Source organism: Salibacterium halotolerans, from assembly GCF_900115625.1.
GTDB classification, from domain to species: Bacteria; Bacillota; Bacilli; order Bacillales; family Marinococcaceae; genus Salibacterium; species Salibacterium halotolerans.
The window spans coordinates 1-19,811 of the sequence record NZ_FOXD01000009.1; the positions used below are offsets into that span (position 1 = coordinate 1).

Genomic DNA, 19,811 nt, shown 5'->3' on the forward strand with positions numbered 1-19,811 from the left:
AGCAAGCGGAGCGCGGTAGAAGATTCGCGGTGTACAAAAATAGAGGGCTGAAAACGGCAGTCTTTCAGAACGACCGAGAAAAACTTGACGCATACGTGTAAGAAAGATGTATTGACAGTCTCTGTTTCATCTGGTACATTGAACTAGTGTTTGAACAACCGAAACCAAAGCAAGCAGAAGCGCCCGCTTCTCACCTGACTGACGCTTAAAGGCTGTCGGCGGGTCCCGGTACTTTTTAAAGAATGATCAGCGGGTGCAGTGTGTACATTGCGCCTGCTTTTTTTATGCCTCGAAAAGACCTGCTGTATCAGGAGTGATACGCAACTGGCTGCTTTGATTCGTAATTTTTTTGGAGGTGGCACATTATTCGTAACGATATGAAAGTGAATGATGGAATCCGTGCACGTGAGGTACGCCTCATCGATTCCAATGGCGAACAACTCGGAGTCAAATCGAAAAACGAAGCATTGGATCTTGCGGAAAAAGCCGAACTTGATCTTGTACTGGTAGCTCCAAATGCGAAGCCTCCGGTTTGCCGAATTATGGATTATGGAAAGTACCGATTTGAGCAGCAGAAAAAAGAAAAAGAGGCACGCAAGAAACAAAAGACCATCAACGTCAAAGAAGTGCGTCTCAGTCCAAACATTGAAGAACATGACTTTAACACGAAGTTGAAAAACGCCCGCAAGTTTTTATCCAAAGGCGACAAGGTCAAAGCGGCCATCCGTTTCCGCGGCCGTATGATCACGCATTCTGATATCGGGAAAGAAGTTCTCGACCGGATGGCCAAAGAATGCGAAGACGTTGCTACGGTAGAAACGAAACCGAAGATGGAAGGGCGCAGCATGTTCTTGATGCTTGCTCCAAAACCGGAAAAAGAATAACACTTCGTTTAAACACAAGGAACGACACTGAAGGAGGAACAACCTATGCCTAAAATGAAAAACCACAGCGGCGCGTCGAAGCGTTTCAAAAAGACGGGTAACGGCCAGCTGAAGCGCCGTCACGGATATACAAGCCACCTTTTCCGTAATAAGACGAAGAAACAGAAAAGACGGTTGAGTGATGATGCGATCATGCATAAAACCGACCATCAACGGATCAGCACACTGCTCCCTTACAAAAAACGTAAATAATACGAAAAACGCAAAATGAAGAAGGAGGGATAGACGATGCCAAGAGTAAAAGGCGGTTATGTGGCACGTCGTCGTCGTAATAAGGTTTTGAATCTAGCAAAAGGATACCAGGGTTCCCGTCATCGTTTGTTTAAAACGGCGCAGGAACAGGTGATGAAATCCCTGCGTTATGCATACCGGGACCGTCGTCAGCGTAAACGTGATTTCCGCAGACTGTGGATCACCCGTATTAACGCTGCAGCGCGTCTGAACGGGCTTTCCTACAGCCGTTTGATGCACGGACTGAAGCAGGCGGACATTAACATGAACCGCAAAATGCTGGCCGATCTTGCTGTAAACGACGAAAAAGGCTTTGCCGAGCTCGCAGAAAAAGCAAAAGCCAACCTTAAATAAATAAAAAACGGCCCGGGGGCAGCCCGGGCCTGTTTTATTGGGAGTACATATGGTGATGTGGTTCATATTATACGCTGCAGCTGTCAATCTGTTATCGTTTGCGGCAGCCGGCAGCGACAAGTACAAGGCACGCCGCAAAAAGCGGAGAATACCGGAAAAGCGTCTCTGGCTTCTTACGTGGGCAGGCGGGAGCGCCGGAATGCTTGCGGCAATGTATCTGTTCCGGCACAAGACCCGGCATCTTCTTTTTAAAGCCGGGGTTCCTCTTATTTTTGCGCTTCACGTTATTATTATTCTTTATCTGACTTTGCAATAAATTCGCGGATGGGGCTTTTCCACTCGATGCCGGCATGGGGGTACTGCTGCTCGATCTCCCGCTCCATAAAGGTAAAATCCTCTGTATGAAGACCCTGCAGCCGGTCTTTGTTTTTCACCCAGATCGAGACGGAAACAATATCGAAAGCATTATCTGTCGTGCCGAGATATTTTCCCCCTTCAAACATAACGCCTTTATAGGTAATGAGGAAATTTTTTCGTACATTGTCGGGATCATCAAGGAAATAAAACTGCTTTTTATCATGAGCCAGTTCCAGTTTGCGTTTCGGATTGAGAATATATTTAATCACAGCGTATATGACAATGATGACTGCAATGAGAATCAGTATCCGGAGCAAAAGTGCCATTTCCCATTCCTCCTCCTGCGGAGAATCATTTCTCGAAAAAAAAGTCTTGTCTGCATTATACTATACGCAGCAGCATTGTTGTTAGTTTCATTGTAATGGAATTTGAGGGAGAAAGGAAAAGATAGAGCATGAATCAGTTGTTTGCCATTCAGCGGGAACTCGATGAAAGAATTCTAAAAGAGCATAACCTGAACCGCGGGGAGATTCACGCCGAAAAAATGCTGGCCCTGCTTGTGGAAATCGGGGAACTTGCCAACGAAACCCGCTGTTTTAAATATTGGAGCAAAAAACCTGCCTCAGACCGGGATGTGATCGCTGAAGAATACGTGGACGGCCTGCATTTCATCTTGTCTCTTGGTCTGGACGGCGGCTGGGAAGAAGTGCCGGAAGCCGGCGGAAATCCGGGTGCCGGGGTGACGGAACAGTTTCACCGCGTGTACGAAACGGCCCTCTCCTTGAAAGAAACATTTTCGAAAGAATATTTTCTCGACCTTTTTGAGGCATATATCACGCTCGGGTATAAGCTTGGTTTTTCAAAAGAGGATATGGAAGCAGCATACCTCCAAAAGAATGAAGCAAACCATCAACGACAGGAAGAAGGTTACTAATGTTCGTTTGAGTATCTTTACATTGGGCATTATAGTAAAATGGAAACGGATGAATCAGCAAAAAGGAGGAATAAACATTGGACGAAACAACACAGATGCTGAAAGAACTAACCGACGCAAACGGCATTCCAGGCAATGAAAAAGAAGCCAGGGATGTCATGAAGAAACACATCTCCCCTTACGCGGATGATGTAACGACCGATCATCTCGGAAGTTTGATTGCCAAAAAAACAGGAAAAGCAGGCGGTCCTAAAGTCATGGTGACCGGCCACCTGGATGAGATCGGCTTTATGATCACCCAAATTGATGATAACGGCTTCCTGAAGTTTCAGACGGTCGGCGGCTGGTGGAGCCAGGTGATGCTCGCCCAGCGTGTGAACGTCATGACGTCCCGGGGTAACATTACCGGTGTAATCGGATCCAAGCCTCCGCACATTTTGACAGCGGAACAGCGCAAAAAAGCGGTGGAGATCAAAGATATGTTTATCGACATCGGCGCTTCCAGCAAAGAAGAAGCGGAAAGCTTTGGGGTCAAGCCGGGTGACTCTGTCGCACCGATCTGCGATTTCACCATCATGAACAACGAAAAACTGATGATGGCCAAAGCCTGGGACAACCGCATCGGCTGCGCTATTGCGATTGAAGCGATGAAACGCCTGCAGAATGAAGATCATCCAAACGAACTGTACGGGGTGGGCGCCGTTCAGGAAGAAGTCGGACTGCGGGGTGCGAAGACATCGGCGTCCAAAATTGAGCCGGACATCGGATTCGCCGTGGATGTCGGCATTGCCGGTGACACGCCGGGTGTTACAGAAAATGATGCCAAGGCGGAAATCGGAAAAGGACCGCAAATTCTAGTGTACGACCGTTCCATGGTGTCACATAAAGGTCTGCGCGAGTTTGTGACTGCAACGGCGGATAAGCACGGCATTCCTTATCAGTTCGACGCGATGAGCGGCGGCGCCACAGACGCGGGATCCATTCACCTCACAGGCGAAGGTGTGCCGAGTCTGGCCGTTACCGTTCCGACCCGCTACATTCATACTCATGCTGCTATCCTGCACAAAGATGACTTCGAACATGCGGTGCAGCTGTTTGTTGAAATCATCAAAGGACTCGACGCCGATAAAGTGAACGAAATCACGTATGACTCGTAAAAAAAGAAGCGCTCTCCGCCTGTTGCGGCGGGGAGCGTTTTTGTTCCCGAATGATGGGGGAGAGGCTTGTATTTATCGGCAGAAAGAGTCGCTGTACCAGCGGACATCGTCTGTTTACGAGCTGAATGTGATGCGTTACCTGCCAAGAGCAGAGGTATACCGGCCGAAAAGACGTCGTTATCCGCCGATCTCTGGCGTCTTTTATTGAAGACCGTCGGTGATATCGCGGATGACCTGATCTTTCTCCTGGTCGGAAGCTTGTTTCCAGAATACTTCAAACAACACACCGAGCCCCGGAAGCATTTTTTCCTCTCCGCTTTCCACAGCATCCTGAATCGTCGCTTCCACCTGCTCTTCATTATTGCCCGACACATTTTCAAGAACAGCTGCCCGAAGATTAAAAGACATCCATATGCCCTCCTTTTTTGTGATAAAATAATGACCAATAGGTGTAGTGTGTTCTTCCTTAGAAAAAAATATGCAGATGGGGGATTGGGAAAAAGGAATGGCATGGAATCAAATCGACTCTGTCAAAAATCCAAAAGTGAAAAATGTAAAACGCTTAATGAAGCGCAAATTCCGGGAACGCGAGCAGCAGTTTGTCATTGAAGGATGGCACCTGCTGAAAGAAGCCGCGGCGCATGATGTAACCATTTCAGATGTTTTTATAGAAGAAGATAAAGATATCCCCGATGATGTGAAGTTGTCCGGCCTGCCGGTTTCGACGGTGACCAAGCAGGTGATGCAGGAGATGAGCCGCACCGAGACGCCGCAGGGCGTGGCCGCGATCTGCCGTATGCCGGAGGACACCGGACTCGAGGTGCACAGCAGCCATACGTATTTACTTATTGATGGAGTGCAGGATCCGGGCAATCTCGGCACGATGATCCGGACCGCGGATGCAGCAGGCATAACGGCGGTGATTCTCGGAGAAGGCACGGTGGACGGATACAATGATAAAGTGGTCCGGGCAACGCAGGGATCCCTTTTTCATATGCCGGTACTGAAGGCGGAGCTGGAAGAATGGCTGGAATCCTGCCGGGCGCACAAGATACCCGTATTCGGGACCTCGGTAAATGAAGGAACGTCACATACCGCCATCGGTGCGCAGAAAGGCTTTGCACTTCTCGTCGGCAATGAAGGAGCGGGGGTGCAGCAGTCCCTCTTGGATGAGGCGGATCAGAATATTTACGTTCCGATATACGGAAACGCTGAATCCCTGAATGTGTCGGTTGCTTCGGGCATTCTGCTGTATCATTTGAAACAGCCATATTAAACACCTTGCATTCATTTTTATTTTTTCTTATACTTATCCCATGATCATGAACGAAAAAGAGGAAAAAGGCTGTGAAGGAGAGTAGTATACAGGAAACCCGTCACCCAGGGAGGATCCGCCGCCGACTGCAAGCGGTTCTGTGACAGGTCTGTGGAATTCGCTCCGGAGCCGGCGCCGGAAACCAGTGTGGTGTCACCTGCTGGTAAGGTGTACCGGGCATCCCCCCGTTATCGTGTTAATCGAGTGAACCGGACGTATGCAGACGTCTATGGTTAACAAGGGTGGTACCGCGGAACCTTCGTCCCTTATGCAGAGGGAGGAAGGTTTTTTTACGTTAAAGGAGGAAGAAAAACATGATTGACCGCCTGCAGGAACTTGGCAGAGAAGCGCTGGAGGAAATAAAGCAGGCAGACTCCGTCAAAGCACTGGAGTCTGTAAGAGTGAAATACCTTGGGAAAAAAGGACCGATCACGGAAGTTCTCCGCGGCATGGGACAGCTGTCGGAAGAAGAACGTCCGAAAGTCGGACAGAAGGCCAATGACGTCCGGGAAGAAATCAAGGAGAAACTGGAAGAAAAGACAGAACAGCTTGAAAAAGCGGCAATCGATGAAAAGCTGAAAGCAGAAAGTATTGATATCACGCTCCCGGGCAGAGAAGTGAAGCAGGGTGCACGCCATCCGCTGACTGCTGTCGTGGAAGAAATTGAAGATATTTTTGTCGGTCTTGGTTTTCAGGTAACAAAAGGACCGGAAGTGGAAACCGATCAGTACAACTTTGAAAAGCTGAACCTGCCGGCGGAACACCCGGCCCGCGACATGCAGGATTCCTTCTATGTGACGACCGATATGCTGCTGCGCACGCAGACGTCGCCCGTTCAGGCGCGCACGATGGAAACGTTTGAAGGACAGGGGCCGGTCAAAATCGTCTGTCCGGGAAAAGTGTACCGCCGCGATGATGACGACGCGACTCATTCCCACCAATTCATGCAGATTGAAGGACTTTATGTAGATAAAAATGTGCAGATGAGCGATCTGAAAGGAGTGCTCGAAGCCTTTGTTCAGAAATATTTCGGGGCCGACCGCAGTATCCGGCTGCGACCGAGTTTCTTCCCTTTCACAGAACCGTCGGTGGAAGTGGACGTTTCCTGCGGCATCTGCGGCGGCAAAGGCTGCCGGGTCTGCAAGTATTCCGGCTGGATTGAAGTGCTGGGAGCCGGCATGATACATCCCAATGTGCTTGAAATGAGCGGATTTGATCCGGAAATCTATACCGGATTTGCCTTCGGTATGGGTGTGGAACGTTTTGCGATGCTGAAATACGGAATCGATGATATCCGTCATTTCTATACAAATGATATCCGGTTTTTAAACCAGTTCAAACGGGCATAAGGAGGATTTCATCATGTTAGTTTCCTATCAATGGTTGAAAAATTATGTAGATATAGAAGACTTAAGCGCAGAAGACGCTGCGGAGCGGCTGACGCGTGGAGGCGTGGAAGTCGATATGCTTCACAACCGCACCGAAGGAGTAGAACACGTCGTTGTCGGTTATGTGGAAGAATGCAGCCCGCATCCGGAAGCCGACAAGCTGAGTGTCTGCGTTGTCGATACAAAAAGTGCGAAACGTACCATCGTCTGCGGTGCTTCCAATATTCGGGCCGGACAGAAGGTAGTTACAGCAGAGCCGGGCGCTGTTCTGCCCGGAGGTATCGAAATTACCACCACCACTCTGCGCGGGCAGGAATCCCAGGGGATGATCTGTTCTCTTCAGGAGCTGGGTGTGGAGCAGAAACTTGTAGCAAAAGAATATCAGGACGGCATCTATGTCCTGCCGGACGACGCCGAGGTCGGTGCGGACGCCGTGGCGGAAATCGGTCTGCGTGACACCGTGCTGGAACTGGATTTAACCCCCAACCGTCCCGACTGCCTGAGCATGCTCGGTGTTGCCTATGAAATGGCAGCACTGCTCGACAGAGACGTTATTCATCCCGACACCGCACATAAAGAAAGCGCAGAACATGCTTCAGACCATGTTTCGGTTCAGGTCGATGTACCAAAAGACAATCCTTTCTACGGCGTGAAAGTCGTGAAAAACATTGTAGTCGGTCCATCGCCGCAGTGGATGCAGAACCGGCTCACGGCAGCCGGAATCCGTCCGATCAGCAACGTGGTGGACATCACAAACTATGTGCTGCTTGAATACGGACAGCCGCTGCACGCTTTTGACCTGGACAGGCTCGGCTCGTCGGAAATTCTCGTGCGCCGCGCAGGAGAAGGGGAAGAGATGACGACACTCGACGGTGAGACACGAACTCTTTCTTCTGAGCATATGGTCATCACAAACGGGAAAGAACCTGTCGCTCTTGCCGGCGTCATGGGCGGTGCATCGTCCGAAGTGCAGGATGACACAACGGCGGTTCTGCTTGAAGCGGCTTACTTCCAGCCGGCCAGAGTCCGAAAAGCCTCGCGCCAGACCGGTATTCGCAGCGAATCAAGCATCCGGTTTGAAAAAGGAATTGATTCCGGACGGGTGGAGGAAGCAGCAGAGCGGGCGGCCTCGCTGCTTGAGACGTACGCCGGAGGTGAAGTACTTCAGGGCAGTGTGGAAGTGGACCATCGTCCTGCAGAAAACAAAAAGATTGAGACGAGTGCGGGGCAGTTAAATGGTCTTCTCGGTATGAATCTTTCCGAAGACGACATGTTATCGATATTCCGTCGTCTCCGTCTGCCGGCATCCGCGGAAAAAGGCGGTATTAAAGTGGAAGTTCCGACGCGCCGGCCGGACCTGGAGCGGGAAGTTGATCTGGCAGAAGAAGCAGCCCGCCTGTACGGGTATGAATACATCCCGACCACGCTTCCGTCCGGCGTGACAACACCCGGATTTTTAACAGACCGACAGCGGCGTGAGCGCCATATGCGCCGCTTCCTTGAAAGCGCGGGACTGAACGAAGCCCTGACGTACACGCTGACGTCCAGAGAACACAGCAGCAGGCTGCAGCTCCATACGCTGCCGGGAAAAGTGGACGTATCGCTGCCAATGAGTGAAGAACGGAGCACGATGCGCACGAGCCTTCTTCCTCAGCTTCTCGACACAGTGCAGTACAACCGTAACCGGCAGATCAACGATGCCGCCCTGTTTGAACTGGGATCCATTTTCATAGGAGAGCCCGGCGGCACGCTCACAAAACAACCTCAGGAAAAAACAGTTCTTGCCGCGGCTGTTACCGGATGGTGGGACACCCATCTGTGGCAGGGCGAGAAGAAAAAAGCAGATTTCTTTGTCATAAAAGGTATTCTCGAAGGACTGTTTAATGAACTGGGCGTCGCTTCTGAGGTGGCGTTTGTCCGGTCTTCTCAAGCGGAACTCCACCCCGGCAGAAGTGCCGACATCTATCTCAACGGTACCTATGCCGGCTTTACCGGGCAGCTTCACCCGTCTGTGGAGAAAGAATGGGACCTTAAGGAAGCGTACGTATTCCAGCTTGATATGGATCTGATTCTTTCTTATGATGCCGTGTCTGTTTTCTATGAAACAGTGCCGCGTTACCCTGCAGTAACCCGGGATATTGCGCTGGTCGTTGATAATGACGTTCCGGCCGGAAAAGTGGAACGCGTAATCAGGGAAGCAGGAGGAAGTCTTCTGCATGATATATCCCTTTTTGATGTATATCAGGGAGAAAACCTGAGTGCCGGGAAGAAGTCTCTTGCGTTCTCCCTTGTTTATCTCGATCCCGACCGCACGCTGACAGATGAAGAAGTCAGCAGGGCCCACGATAATGTACTGAAACGACTCGAAGAAGAAGTGAGCGCGGAACTCAGGAAATAAACGAATAAGGTGATGACTTGGCGAAAAGAGTCTACAAACCTGTATCACATAAAGAATGCCGAACGATTTTTTTCAAATCGTTCGGCATTCTTCATTTCTAAGATACACCGCTGCGCCAACATACTTCGCTTTTACTCCAGAGCACAAGGGCGGCATCGATTCACTGGCGCTCATCGTGTCTTCTTTGCACTCCGGAGCACAAGGGCGGCATCGATTCGCTGGCGCTCATCGTGTCTTCTATGCCGTGGGCACGGCTTGAAAACGAGGAAGTTCGGCTGAGAAAAAGGGGGGACCTTTTCCTAAAGCCGTGCACGTCCTGTGCCGGGCGTAGAAGCCACCACGGCTCGCGGCTGCGGTCCTGCCGGATCAGCTGCTTGTTGAAGCCGACGGACCCCGGCCGTTCCAGGACCCGTTTGCCGGAATCGAAACCGCAACTGAGCTGCTCCGCGATGTGATCACGACGCCAGCCGGTATAACGGAGGAAAAGGAAGCAGATCCGGCCGTACGGATACAGAACAATGCAGGGCGGATGTACGGTGGTTTGTAGAGAATGAAGGCGTTTGTTTGTTTCGTTCAAGTTGGGTGGAACGCAGATGGACGGACGTTCGTTGGGAATGGGTCATAAGGCACTTTAGGGGATTCAGCGCCCCCTCAAACGTCGTCATGAACGAATCCAGGTTGCGTTCAGCCGGGAAACGAACGGGTTGACGCAACAAAGAGCCCGCGTCGCTGCATGAAAAGGGAGAGGAATAGTCCATAAAGCACTTTAGGGGGTTCAGTGCCCCCTCAAACGTCGTTAGGCATGACGCATGAGGCACTTTAGAGGGAGCGGTGCACCCTTAAACGTCATCATGAATGATTCATAAAGCACTTTAGAGTGTTTGGTGCGCCCTTTAAACGTCATTAGCCTGTGGAAGTACGTCACGTGCGGGCGCCGACCTGATCTGCATCCTGCGGGGCACCCGTGACTCGTGCTTTTCTCAGCAGGAGCCGAAGCATTTTGGCTCCACTGCTATGCGGCTCTTGAACAACGCCGCAGAACATTTGTGTTTTCGTGCGCCTATTTTATTTTTGTCCCAGACTCTTTATTCTTTTGTCTGCACGTCTGTTTTACGCTCTTTAAACCTTTGTAAAATCCGGCAGCAGCCTATTTGTTTTTTCGCCTGCCTGAGCGGGTATAATACCAAGGAAAAAACATTTCCATTCAGAAATGATTCTGTTATTATTATGTGTAGGTATTTTGCTGACGACAGGAGGTTTTACCCGTGGATGACGGGAACGATAAGCAGCGCACGACAGTCACCATATTCGGGCAGCCGTACTCGATTGTCGGAGACGAACCTCCCGAACATGTCATGCAGGTGGCAGAGCACCTGGATCAGAAAATGCGTGAATTCAAGGAGCACAATCCTTATTTGGATACGACGAAACTCGCTGTGTTAACAGCGCTCAATATAACGGACGATTACATCAAGCTGAAACAGTCGGTCGAAACCGGCGGGCGAAATGAGAGAGAAGAGGAACGGTAATTCATGCTGAGTCTTTTGATACTCCTGATACTGGTTATCAGTTTTTTTGTTGGGCTTCGGAGAGGTTTTATATTACAGACGATACATTTAGTCAGCTTTTTTATAGCACTGTTTGTTGCTTTTACGTTTTATCATGAGCTGTCCGAGTATTTACGGTTATGGCTCCCTCACCCTGAGATTTCCACCGACGGAGACAGTATTGTCCAAATGATGGTCACTTCGTTTGATCTTGAGGCCGTCTATTACAACGGTATTGCGTTTATCCTGATTTTCTTTGCGGTGAAAATTATTCTCCAGATTATAGGGTCCATGCTTGATTTTGTTTCCAGACTGCCGGTCCTCCGCATGGTGAACCGGTGGCTCGGCGGCGTCCTGTGCTTTGTCGAAACGTATCTGTTGATGTTTATTCTGCTGATGACTGCAGCACTGATGCCTATAGAAATGGTGCAGCAGACCATTGACCAATCCACTATGGCTGACATGATGATAAACCATACTCCTTTTTTGTCCGACTGGCTGAAAGGCCTTTGGATGGAAGAGGTTTAAGAAAAAAACTTCTCTATCAGCGGGAAGTTTTTTCGTACGTTGGAGAAGGGAGGAACCCGGAATGAACAAAAAAGAGGTGATCCAGGCGCTGGAAACCATTGCGGTTTATATGGAGATAAAGGGAGAGAATACGTTTAAAACCTCGGCTTACCGAAAAGCCGCCCAGGCGCTTGAACAGGATGAACGGTCTCTCGCCGAAATCGAGAACCCTGCTTCGCTCAGCGGTATCGGCAAAGGAACCGCCGCTGTCATCCAGGAACTCCGGGATACAGGTCAGGCCGGGGTGCTGGAAACGCTGAAAGCAGACATTCCCGAAGGGTTGATCCCGCTGCTTGACCTTCAGGGACTGGGTGGAAGAAAAGTGGCTAAATTGTATCAGGAGCTGCAGATTACAGATGCCGCTTCGCTGAAACAGGCCTGTGAATCCGGACACGTCCGGGAGCTTTCCGGGTTCGGCGCGAAAACAGAAGAAAAAATACTCGCAGCACTCGAAGATGCAGGAAGCCGTCCGGAACGGCTCCCGGTCGCTTTTATGCTTGAAACAGCGGAAATGCTGGAAGAAGCAATAAGAGGACTTACAGGCATCAAACGGTGGGCCAGGGCAGGAAGCCTCCGCAGGATGGAGGAAACCGTCAAAGATCTCGACTATATTCTCTCGGTTGAAAACACGGATGCTGTCCGAACGGAGCTGCAGGAACTGCCGCATGTATCGGCAGTGATCGCTGACGGGGCGTCCAAAGTATCGCTCGAGCTTGCTCTTTCCTATCCGGTTCAGGTGGATTTCCGTTTAACAGATGACGACGCCTTTGCGACGACACTCCACCATTTCACGGGATCTAAAGATCACAATGTGCAGATACGCCAGATTGCAAAAAGCCGGGGGGAACGTGTGAGTGAATACGGCATTGAAAACCTGGAGAGCAAAGAGGTAACTTCTTTTTCTTCCGAGGAAGCTTTTTTTCACTATCTTGGTCTCTATTATATACCTCCGGAAGCGCGGCGCGGTGCAGATGAAACGATAACATACCAACAACCGTATGAAACGGTGGAACGAAGCGATATTAAAGGGGATCTTCACATGCACACAACGTGGAGTGATGGTGCCCTGTCGGTGGAAGAGATGGCCGAAGAAGTACGGAGCCGTGGTCACGAGTGGATGGCGGTAACGGATCATTCCAAATTTCTGCAGGTGGCGCACGGCCTGGATGAAGAACGTATTCTCCGGCAAATAGAAGAAATTCGGCGTGTCAATGAAAAATATGATGACTTCACGGTGCTTGCCGGCATTGAAATGGACATCCGTCCGGATGGAACCCTGGACATTGAAGATGAAGTGCTGTCGCAGCTTGACGTGGTGATTGCCTCGATTCACTCTTCTTTCTCCCAAAGCCGGGAAGACATTATGATGCGGCTTGATGCTGCGCTGCAGCACCCATCGGTAAATATTATCGCTCATCCTACCGGCCGTTTGATCGGGCGGAGAGAGGGTTATGACGCTGACGTGCAGACACTGCTTGAGAAGGCGGCAGAAACTGGTACGGCACTGGAACTCAATGCCAACCCCAACCGTCTTGATTTATCCGCGGCATGGCTGCGTAAAGCAGTGGAAACCAACACGGTGATTTCGATCAACACCGATGCCCATACACCAAAAATGCTGGATCATATGGAAATTGGAACCGCGTCCGCCAAGAAAGCACTGCTGCAGAAAGAACAAATACTGAATACAAGAAATATAGATGACCTGCGCGCTTTCCTGGAGGGAAAAAAGGAACGCACAGAACGCTGAAACCTGCTTCAAGACAGCTTGTGTTGAAAGGATGACCGGGCATGAACGAACGCGTACGCCGCGTACTGGAATATGACAAGATGAAAGAACAGCTGAAAAACCATGCTGCGTCCACACTGGGACGAAAGAAAGTGGATGCACTCAAGCCCTTTTCCGAACTTGAAAAAGCCGAAGAAGCACTGAGACGAACGGAAGAAGGAGCAAAAGTGCTGCGCTTGAGAGGACAGGCTCCGCTTGGGGGGATTACAGACATACACGCTCATCTAAAACGGGCCGAGATCGGTGGAACGCTGAATGCTGGAGAACTGCTCGAGACCGCCGATACGATTTATGGAGGGCGGCGCATTAAGAAGTTTATCGAAACCATGGTGGAAGAAGATATCGAACTGCCGCTTCTTGCCGGACTGGCTGCCCCGATCGCCCCGCTTTCCGACCTGGAGCGTGAAATTAAACAGTCCATTGATGATCACGGGGAGGTGCTGGATGGAGCCACACCCGCCCTGCGCAGTATCCGTCAGAAAATACGGGGGCTGGAAGCTGATATTCGTTCCAAACTGGAGCAGATGATCCGCTCCTCCGCGCAGCAGAAAAAACTGTCGGATGCGATTGTCACGATCCGCAATGACCGTTACGTTGTTCCGGTCAAACAGGAATACCGTTCTTCATTCGGCGGCATTGTTCATGACCAATCATCTTCGGGGGCAACGCTTTTCATCGAGCCGCAGTCCGTGGTCACGATGAATAACCAGCTGAATGAAGCGCGCGTGCAGGAACGCCAGGAAATTGAACGTATACTAAAGGAGCTCTCGGAACGGGTGCAGGGAGCAGCGGGTCAGCTTCTTGAAAATCTGGACTACCTTGCCGAACTTGATTTTCTTTTTACAAAAGCTCATTACGCGAATGAGCTGAAAGCATCCCGGCCGCATTTAAACGACAGCCGGCGCCTGCGCTTCAAAGAAGCGAAACACCCTCTTCTGGACGGTGATGAAGTGGTGCCGATCGATGTGGAGCTTGGAACGACATTTTCCTCGCTCGTCATTACCGGACCGAACACCGGCGGAAAAACAGTAACACTGAAAACGGTCGGACTCCTCACCCTGATGGCGCAGTCCGGGCTCTATCTGCCGGTGGAGGAAGAATCAGAAGCAGCTGTGTTTTCCAATGTATATGCTGATATCGGGGATGAACAGTCGATTGAGCAGAGTTTAAGTACTTTTTCCTCCCACATGACCAACATTGTTGATATTCTTGATCACGTGGATGAGAAGAGTCTGGTGCTGTTCGATGAAATCGGTGCCGGCACGGATCCTACCGAAGGTGCCGCTCTTGCCGTCTCCATTCTCGATTACGTGTACGCAAGTGGTGCCAGATTGGTGGCAACCACCCACTTCAGCGAACTCAAGGGCTATGCCTACAACCGGGAAGGTGTTATGAACGCAAGTGTCGAATTTGACGTAGAGACTCTGAGTCCGACGTACCGGCTTCTCATCGGCATCCCGGGGCGGAGTAATGCTTTTGCCATTTCGCGCAGACTGGGTCTTGGCGAAAACATTATTGAGGCGGCGGAGTCGGAGGTTCACGCTGATACCCGCCAGGTCGAAAATATGATTACGTCGCTTGAAGAGAAGAAACAGACAGCTGAAGAAGAGCTCGAGGAAGCAAGGAAGACACGCCAGGAAGCAGAGCAGCTGCACCAGGAACTGCAGCAGAATCTTCAGGAAATGGACCACAAAAAACAGGACGTTATTTCGTCCGCCGAAAACAAAGCACAAAAAGAGCTCGAGAAAGCCCGTGAACAGGCTGATGAAATCATTCAAGATCTCCGGCAGCTTCAAAAAGAAGGCCATCAGGTAAAAGAACACGAGCTCATTGATGCAAGAAAACGGATGGATCAGGCAGCGCCGGACTTAAACAAGCGGCAGCAGCAGATCAAAAAGCAGGCGGATAAACAAAGAACATTTGAACCCGGCGATGAAGTGAAAGTACTCAGTTTCAACCAGCAGGGACAGGTTCTTGAGAAAAAAGACGAAAAAGAATACCAGGTACAGCTTGGGATTATGAAAGTGAACGTTAAAGCGGACGATATGGAGAAAATCAAGCAGGAGCCGGTCCGACAGCCTTCCCGCCCCGTAACGAAAGTGTCGGCGGATAATTCCGTGAAACCAGAACTTGATCTTCGCGGAGTGCGGTATGAAGACGCGATGCAGAAAGTCGAAAAATATCTCGACGAAGCTGTACTCGCCGGCTACCCGCAGGTCCATATTATCCACGGCAAAGGAACCGGAGCTCTCCGCAGGGGTGTTAAAGAACTGCTGAAAAAACACCCCAGCGTCGCAGAGGCCAGAGACGGCGGAATGAATGAGGGCGGAATCGGTAATACCGTTGCCCGTTTGAAATAACCAGGAAAAGGTTTCATAAGAGAGGCGGACGATATGGAAAATCTGATGCAGAACCCATTTGTAGAGACAGCGGCAAACTTCAGCGTGGCTGTTCTTTCCCTTATTGTTTTTCTGACGGTTTTTGAAACGATCACTTCGTATAAAAACTGGGAGGAAATAAAAAGCGGAAATATGGCGGTGGCGCTTGCGACAGGCGGGAAAATATTCGGGGTGGCTAATATTTTCCGTTTTTCCATCGAGCATAATGATGCCATACTGACGATGGTACTGTGGGGTGCGTATGGCTTCGTTCTCCTCGTATTCAGTTACGTGATGTTTGAGTTTCTGACACCGATGTTCAAAATCGATGAAGAACTCAAGGCGGACAACCGGGCTGTAGGCCTGATTTCGTTTATCATTTCCGTCGGAATGTCCTTTGTAATCGGCGCCGGTATCCTGTAGTACCAAGTCAATCAGGGGGAGGAGAACTGTCGTGGAACGATTGGCCAAAATCTTAATCGCGTGCTGCATCCTTTTTGTCATATCGGGAGCGGTCTATTTATTGTTTTTTTCATGAAACAGATATGTTTCTTTCACAGCTTGTCCGGGTACATTAAAAACAAGTGAGCAGTTTATTCGCAACGGAGCGATCCGGGTGCTATAATACCAACAGTATCAGGATATTAAGATTAAAAGGAGGACATCACTATGGCTATAGTAAATGTATCCGACCAGGATTTCACAGAACAAACGTCTGAAGGAGTTGTACTCGCGGACTTTTGGGCAGACTGGTGCGGTCCATGTAAAATGATCGCCCCGGTTCTGGAAGAAATCGATTCCGAAATGGGAGATCAAATCAAAATCGCGAAACTCGATGTGGATGAAAACCAGGAAACAGCAGGTAAATTCGGTGTTATGAGTATCCCGACTCTGCTTCTTTTCAAAAACGGAGAAGTCGTGGAACAGATCACCGGATTCCAGCCGAAAGAACAGCTGGAAGAAGTGCTGAACAAACATTTATCCTAAAAACGATCGAAACTGCTGATGTCCGCGTCAGCAGTTTTTTTCGACAGGAAGGTGTTATCGTGCCGGTAAAGCTGAAACGAATGTACGAGAAAACAGACGAACAGGACGGGTACCGTGTACTCGTGGATAAAGTCTGGCCGAGAGGAATTTCCAAAGAGAAGGCGGAGCTTGATGACTGGGCAAAAGAAGTGACCCCGAGTACGCCCCTTAGGAAATGGTTTAATCACGATAAAGAAAAATTTGATGCGTTCGCCAAATATTACGAAGAAGAACTGCAAAACGATAAGAACGCGCAGCAGAAGATAAACGAACTTGCAGAGAAGATTGCTTCAGAGACTGTCACGCTGCTGTTTGCAGCAAAAGATGAAACCTGTAACCATGCGGTGCTTCTAAAGCAGTGGATCGACGAAAAGAGGTGAAGTCCTTGTCCGCCATCAAGGAAAAACTGGCGGTTCTTCCGGCAAAACCGGGCTGTTATTTGATGAAAAACAAACACGGTACCATTATTTATGTCGGCAAAGCGAAAGTGCTGAAAAATCGGGTGAGATCCTATTTTACAGGATCCCACGACGGTAAAACCCAGCAGCTTGTTGCCAATATTCATGATTTTGAATATATCATTACCTCTTCCAATATAGAGGCATTGATTCTCGAGATGAACCTCATCAAAAAGCACGAACCGAAGTTTAATGTCCTTTTAAAAGATGATAAATCCTATCCGTACCTGAAAATCACAAATGAAGAACACCCGCGGCTTATCACGACACGCAAGGTGAAAAAAGACGGCGGCCGGTATTTCGGACCTTATCCAAACGCCATCGCCGCAAATGAGACGAAAAAACTGCTGGACCGGCTGTATCCGCTTAGAAAATGCCGGACGATGCCCGACCGGGTCTGTCTGTACTACCATATCGGCCAGTGTCTGGCTCCATGTGAATTTCATGTGCCGCAGGAAAGAAACAAACAGCTTGTGCAGGATATGGTGCGCTTTCTGAACAATGGGCATCAGGAAGTGAAAAAAGATCTTCAGGAAAAAATGCATGAAGCCTCGGAAGCGTTGAATTTTGAACGGGCCAAAGAGCTGCGCGATCAGATGCAGCATATTGATGCTGTCATGGAAAAGCAGAAAATGACCATCAATGACGGACAGAGCCGGGATGTGTTCGCATATGCCTATGATAAAGGCTGGATGTGTGTGCAGGTCTTCTTTGTGCGGCAGGGCAAACTAATTGAACGTGATGTGTCGACGTTTCCGTTTTATCAGGATCCGGAAGAGGACTTTCTTACATTTCTCGGCCAGTTCTATCTAAATGAAGACCACATTAAGCCCCGGGAAATTCTGCTGCCGCAGGAAGTGGACAAAGATATGGCAGAGCAGCTTGTCGATGTCAAAACCCAGCAGCCTAAGCGTGGACAGAAACGGGAACTTCTGCGCCTTGCTTCCCAGAACGCGGAACAGGCTCTGTCGGAGAAATTTCAGCTTATTGAACGCGATGAAGAGAGAACGATCCGCGCCGTAGAAGACCTTGGAGAGAAAATGAACATTGATACGCCGTTTCGCATTGAAGCATTTGACAACTCCAACATCCAGGGAGCAGATCCGGTATCAGCCATGGTGACATTTCTGGACGGGCGTCCGCACAAAAAGGATTACCGGAAATATAAAGTGAAACAGGTGGAAGGGCCCGACGATTACGCCTCCATGAAAGAAGTGATCCGCCGCCGTTATGTAAGGCTTCTGAAAGAAAAAGCAGAACTGCCTGACCTGATTTTGATTGATGGTGGCAAGGGACAGCTGAGTGCGGCGAAAAGCGTGCTCGAAGATGAACTCGGTCTTCTCGTTCCGGTCGCTGGACTCTCTAAAGATGAGAAACACAAAACATCGGAGCTTTTGACGGGTGATCCGGCGGAAGTCGTCCCCCTTCAACGCAACAGTCATGCGTTCCATCTGCTGCAGCGGATTCAGGATGAAGTGCACCGGTTTGCCATTACGTTTCACCGCCAGACACGTAAAAAGAACATGTTCACATCCATTCTTGATGATGTGCCGGGTGTCGGCGAAAAACGTAAACGCCAGCTTCTGCGCCATTTCGGCTCCGTCAAAAAGATGAAGGAAGCAACGATCGAAGATTTCCGGGGCATCTCCATTCCCGACAACGTGTCGCGCGAATTAATGAAACGCCTTGAAGATAAGGAGTAAACAATACGTACTGCCATTAAAAAAAAGTCCATGAATTATGTAAAAACATCCATTCCACCTTGGATGTTTTTTATTTTATCCTATTAATTGATAATGATTTTCAATATCAATAAAGAGAGGGTAGAGGATAAAATTAAAACGATAAACCAGGGGGGAGTAAAAATGAATACGACACTATTATGGAATCCAAAAGTAATGGTATCAGCACTTATCAGCCTTATTTTTGCAGTATGGTTTACCGGGGCGGTGCAGGCCTCGGAATCGGAAGGGAAAGAAGCGGAAGTAGTGAATAAAACAGCCATCAGCAGTGTACAGGCTTTAAATAACGGTGGCAGTGTAATTGAGGTAACGTTTACCCGGCAGGTTCCATCATTTGACCGCTTTGATGTACAGATTGTACACGACGTTTCGCGGCAGAGAAAAGGGGTGAAAAGAGTGGAGATGAATGAAGACGCGACCGGCGCTGTGCTTCATATGTACCGCTCCGCGGAGCTGGAACGCCTTCAGGATTATACAATGAAAATACAGACCGGGAAAGAGACACTGACGAACGTCGTTCACCGAACCAAGCACATGGATGAAGTGAAGATTGAGAACATGGATGCCGGTGACGTAAAAGAACGGCAGGTGACACTTACATCAGGGAACGGATTAGAGTCGGTAACGGTGCCGGACGAGATGGATATGGATCTCATCCATGCCTTTAATAAAGATATGCATGTCAAAATGAACGGCAGTAATGAAATGGTATCGTACGAAATGGTTTCCGAAGAAGAGCTGGACCGTGATGATTCGTTTGTTGGTCAATTCGACATGCCGCATCATCTTCTTGTGGAGAAAAAACAGGGGACCACGGTAACGGGACTGAGTCAGGAGCTGGACCTTGCTTCTTTTCTGATCGTGAAAAACAACCAAAGAATAACGTTGGATGATGTGAAGCAGGGGGATATGCTCCTCTTCAACGAAGAAGAAGGTGTAGCGGAAGTTTACAATCAAACGGTAAACGGTCCGTTCGAAAGAATATTTGAAGAGTCCATTGATATGGATGGAAGTAACTATGAGTATGCCGGTTCGTTTGTTGAAGAGGAGGGGGATACAACATCCTTTGACTCGGATGTGGCCGAAGAGCTGGAAGGTTCGGTAGCACTGTATCTAGATCCGGATGATTCCATTCTGGCCGTAACAGCTCAGTAGCGGTATATCAGTCAGAAGACGGCCCTTGGCAAAAGGTCGTCTTTTGTCAATGTAAACTGTGTAGTGTAAAA

Annotated in this window: 21 protein-coding genes and 1 other annotated feature; of the genes, 18 read left to right on the forward strand and 3 right to left on the reverse strand. The window is 49.5% G+C overall.

Annotated features, from left to right (window positions below):
- Positions 1–165: 165 nt before the first annotated feature.
- Positions 166–291: a sequence feature (ribosomal protein L20 leader region), on the forward strand.
- 86 nt (positions 292–377) lie between these two features.
- Genes infC through BM124_RS08915 form a run of 4 tightly spaced genes read left to right on the forward strand, consistent with a single transcriptional unit; the run spans position 378 to position 1,845 of the window.
- On the forward strand, positions 378–884 hold the full coding sequence (infC, locus tag BM124_RS08900; protein ID WP_093336926.1) for a translation initiation factor IF-3: 507 nt from the start codon (positions 378–380) through the stop codon (positions 882–884).
- Between the two features lie 45 nt (positions 885–929).
- Positions 930–1,136 carry a 50S ribosomal protein L35 gene (rpmI, locus tag BM124_RS08905; RefSeq protein ID WP_093336927.1) on the forward strand — a complete coding sequence of 69 codons (207 nt, stop codon included), beginning with the start codon at positions 930–932 and terminating at the stop codon, positions 1,134–1,136.
- Positions 1,137–1,172: 36 nt separating this feature from the next.
- Complete coding sequence (gene rplT / locus BM124_RS08910; RefSeq protein ID WP_093336929.1) at positions 1,173–1,529, forward strand: 50S ribosomal protein L20; 357 nt, start codon at positions 1,173–1,175, stop codon at positions 1,527–1,529.
- A 37-nt stretch (positions 1,530–1,566) separates the two neighbouring features.
- Positions 1,567–1,845 carry a DUF1294 domain-containing protein gene (locus BM124_RS08915; protein ID WP_342028618.1) on the forward strand — a complete coding sequence of 93 codons (279 nt, stop codon included), beginning with the start codon at positions 1,567–1,569 and terminating at the stop codon, positions 1,843–1,845.
- Here BM124_RS08915 and BM124_RS08920 read toward each other — a convergent pair.
- Positions 1,820–2,212: a sigma-w pathway protein ysdB gene (locus BM124_RS08920; protein WP_093336932.1), complete on the reverse strand. Its 393-nt coding sequence runs from the start codon at positions 2,210–2,212 to the stop codon at positions 1,820–1,822. The two genes, BM124_RS08915 and BM124_RS08920, sit on opposite strands and share 26 nt — an antisense overlap.
- Positions 2,213–2,340: 128 nt before the next feature.
- On the opposite strand from BM124_RS08920, the gene BM124_RS08925 reads away from it, so the two are divergent.
- Both BM124_RS08925 and BM124_RS08930 read left to right on the forward strand, forming a co-directional pair.
- Positions 2,341–2,820: a dUTP diphosphatase gene (locus tag BM124_RS08925; protein WP_093336934.1), complete on the forward strand. Its 480-nt coding sequence runs from the start codon at positions 2,341–2,343 to the stop codon at positions 2,818–2,820.
- Between the two features lie 95 nt (positions 2,821–2,915).
- On the forward strand, positions 2,916–3,977 hold the full coding sequence (locus BM124_RS08930; protein WP_093337104.1) for a M42 family metallopeptidase: 1,062 nt from the start codon (positions 2,916–2,918) through the stop codon (positions 3,975–3,977).
- Between the two features lie 201 nt (positions 3,978–4,178).
- On the opposite strand, the gene sspI is transcribed toward BM124_RS08930, so the two are convergent.
- Positions 4,179–4,385 (reverse strand): small acid-soluble spore protein SspI, encoded by a 207-nt coding sequence (gene sspI / locus BM124_RS08935; protein WP_093336935.1) that lies wholly within the window; start codon positions 4,383–4,385, stop codon positions 4,179–4,181.
- A 76-nt stretch (positions 4,386–4,461) separates the two neighbouring features.
- On the opposite strand from sspI, the gene BM124_RS08940 reads away from it, so the two are divergent.
- The 3 genes from BM124_RS08940 (at position 4,462) to pheT (ending at position 9,078) form a co-directional block, all read left to right on the forward strand.
- Entirely contained in the window at positions 4,462–5,253 is a 792-nt protein-coding gene (locus tag BM124_RS08940; protein WP_244504287.1) for a TrmH family RNA methyltransferase, read from the forward strand.
- 353 nt (positions 5,254–5,606) lie between these two features.
- The gene (gene pheS / locus BM124_RS08945; protein ID WP_093336937.1) at positions 5,607–6,641 is read left to right on the forward strand and encodes a phenylalanine--tRNA ligase subunit alpha; all 1,035 of its coding nucleotides are present in this window, start codon (positions 5,607–5,609) and stop codon (positions 6,639–6,641) included.
- 13 nt (positions 6,642–6,654) lie between these two features.
- A complete protein-coding gene (pheT, locus tag BM124_RS08950; RefSeq protein ID WP_093336938.1) occupies positions 6,655–9,078 on the forward strand; it encodes a phenylalanine--tRNA ligase subunit beta in 2,424 nt (807 codons plus the stop codon).
- A gap of 160 nt (positions 9,079–9,238) precedes the next feature.
- Here pheT and BM124_RS18925 read toward each other — a convergent pair whose 3' ends face one another.
- On the reverse strand, positions 9,239–9,655 hold the full coding sequence (locus BM124_RS18925; RefSeq protein ID WP_170841067.1) for a hypothetical protein: 417 nt from the start codon (positions 9,653–9,655) through the stop codon (positions 9,239–9,241).
- A gap of 688 nt (positions 9,656–10,343) precedes the next feature.
- Between BM124_RS18925 and zapA the strand changes: the two genes are divergently transcribed.
- The 9 genes from zapA to BM124_RS08995 all read left to right on the forward strand — a co-directional run bounded on the left by zapA (position 10,344) and on the right by BM124_RS08995 (position 19,740).
- The gene (gene zapA / locus BM124_RS08955) at positions 10,344–10,607 is read left to right on the forward strand and encodes a cell division protein ZapA (protein ID WP_093336940.1); all 264 of its coding nucleotides are present in this window, start codon (positions 10,344–10,346) and stop codon (positions 10,605–10,607) included.
- Positions 10,608–10,610: 3 nt separating this feature from the next.
- Positions 10,611–11,153, forward strand: coding sequence for a CvpA family protein (locus BM124_RS08960; RefSeq protein WP_093336941.1), 543 nt, complete (start codon positions 10,611–10,613; stop codon positions 11,151–11,153).
- A gap of 61 nt (positions 11,154–11,214) precedes the next feature.
- Entirely contained in the window at positions 11,215–12,942 is a 1,728-nt protein-coding gene (polX, locus tag BM124_RS08965) for a DNA polymerase/3'-5' exonuclease PolX (protein ID WP_093336943.1), read from the forward strand.
- 41 nt (positions 12,943–12,983) lie between these two features.
- Positions 12,984–15,341, forward strand: a complete 2,358-nt coding sequence (locus BM124_RS08970) for an endonuclease MutS2 (protein WP_093336944.1) — start codon at positions 12,984–12,986, stop codon at positions 15,339–15,341.
- A 33-nt stretch (positions 15,342–15,374) separates the two neighbouring features.
- Complete coding sequence (locus tag BM124_RS08975; RefSeq protein WP_093336946.1) at positions 15,375–15,782, forward strand: DUF350 domain-containing protein; 408 nt, start codon at positions 15,375–15,377, stop codon at positions 15,780–15,782.
- 246 nt (positions 15,783–16,028) lie between these two features.
- Positions 16,029–16,346: a thioredoxin gene (gene trxA / locus BM124_RS08980; RefSeq protein WP_090928224.1), complete on the forward strand. Its 318-nt coding sequence runs from the start codon at positions 16,029–16,031 to the stop codon at positions 16,344–16,346.
- Positions 16,347–16,405: 59 nt separating this feature from the next.
- Positions 16,406–16,765: a DUF488 domain-containing protein gene (locus tag BM124_RS08985; protein WP_212634955.1), complete on the forward strand. Its 360-nt coding sequence runs from the start codon at positions 16,406–16,408 to the stop codon at positions 16,763–16,765.
- Positions 16,766–16,827: 62 nt separating this feature from the next.
- The gene (uvrC, locus tag BM124_RS08990) at positions 16,828–18,546 is read left to right on the forward strand and encodes an excinuclease ABC subunit UvrC (RefSeq protein ID WP_244504295.1); all 1,719 of its coding nucleotides are present in this window, start codon (positions 16,828–16,830) and stop codon (positions 18,544–18,546) included.
- 162 nt (positions 18,547–18,708) lie between these two features.
- Complete coding sequence (locus BM124_RS08995) at positions 18,709–19,740, forward strand: hypothetical protein (RefSeq protein WP_093336949.1); 1,032 nt, start codon at positions 18,709–18,711, stop codon at positions 19,738–19,740.
- The last annotated feature ends 71 nt before the right edge of the window (positions 19,741–19,811 follow it).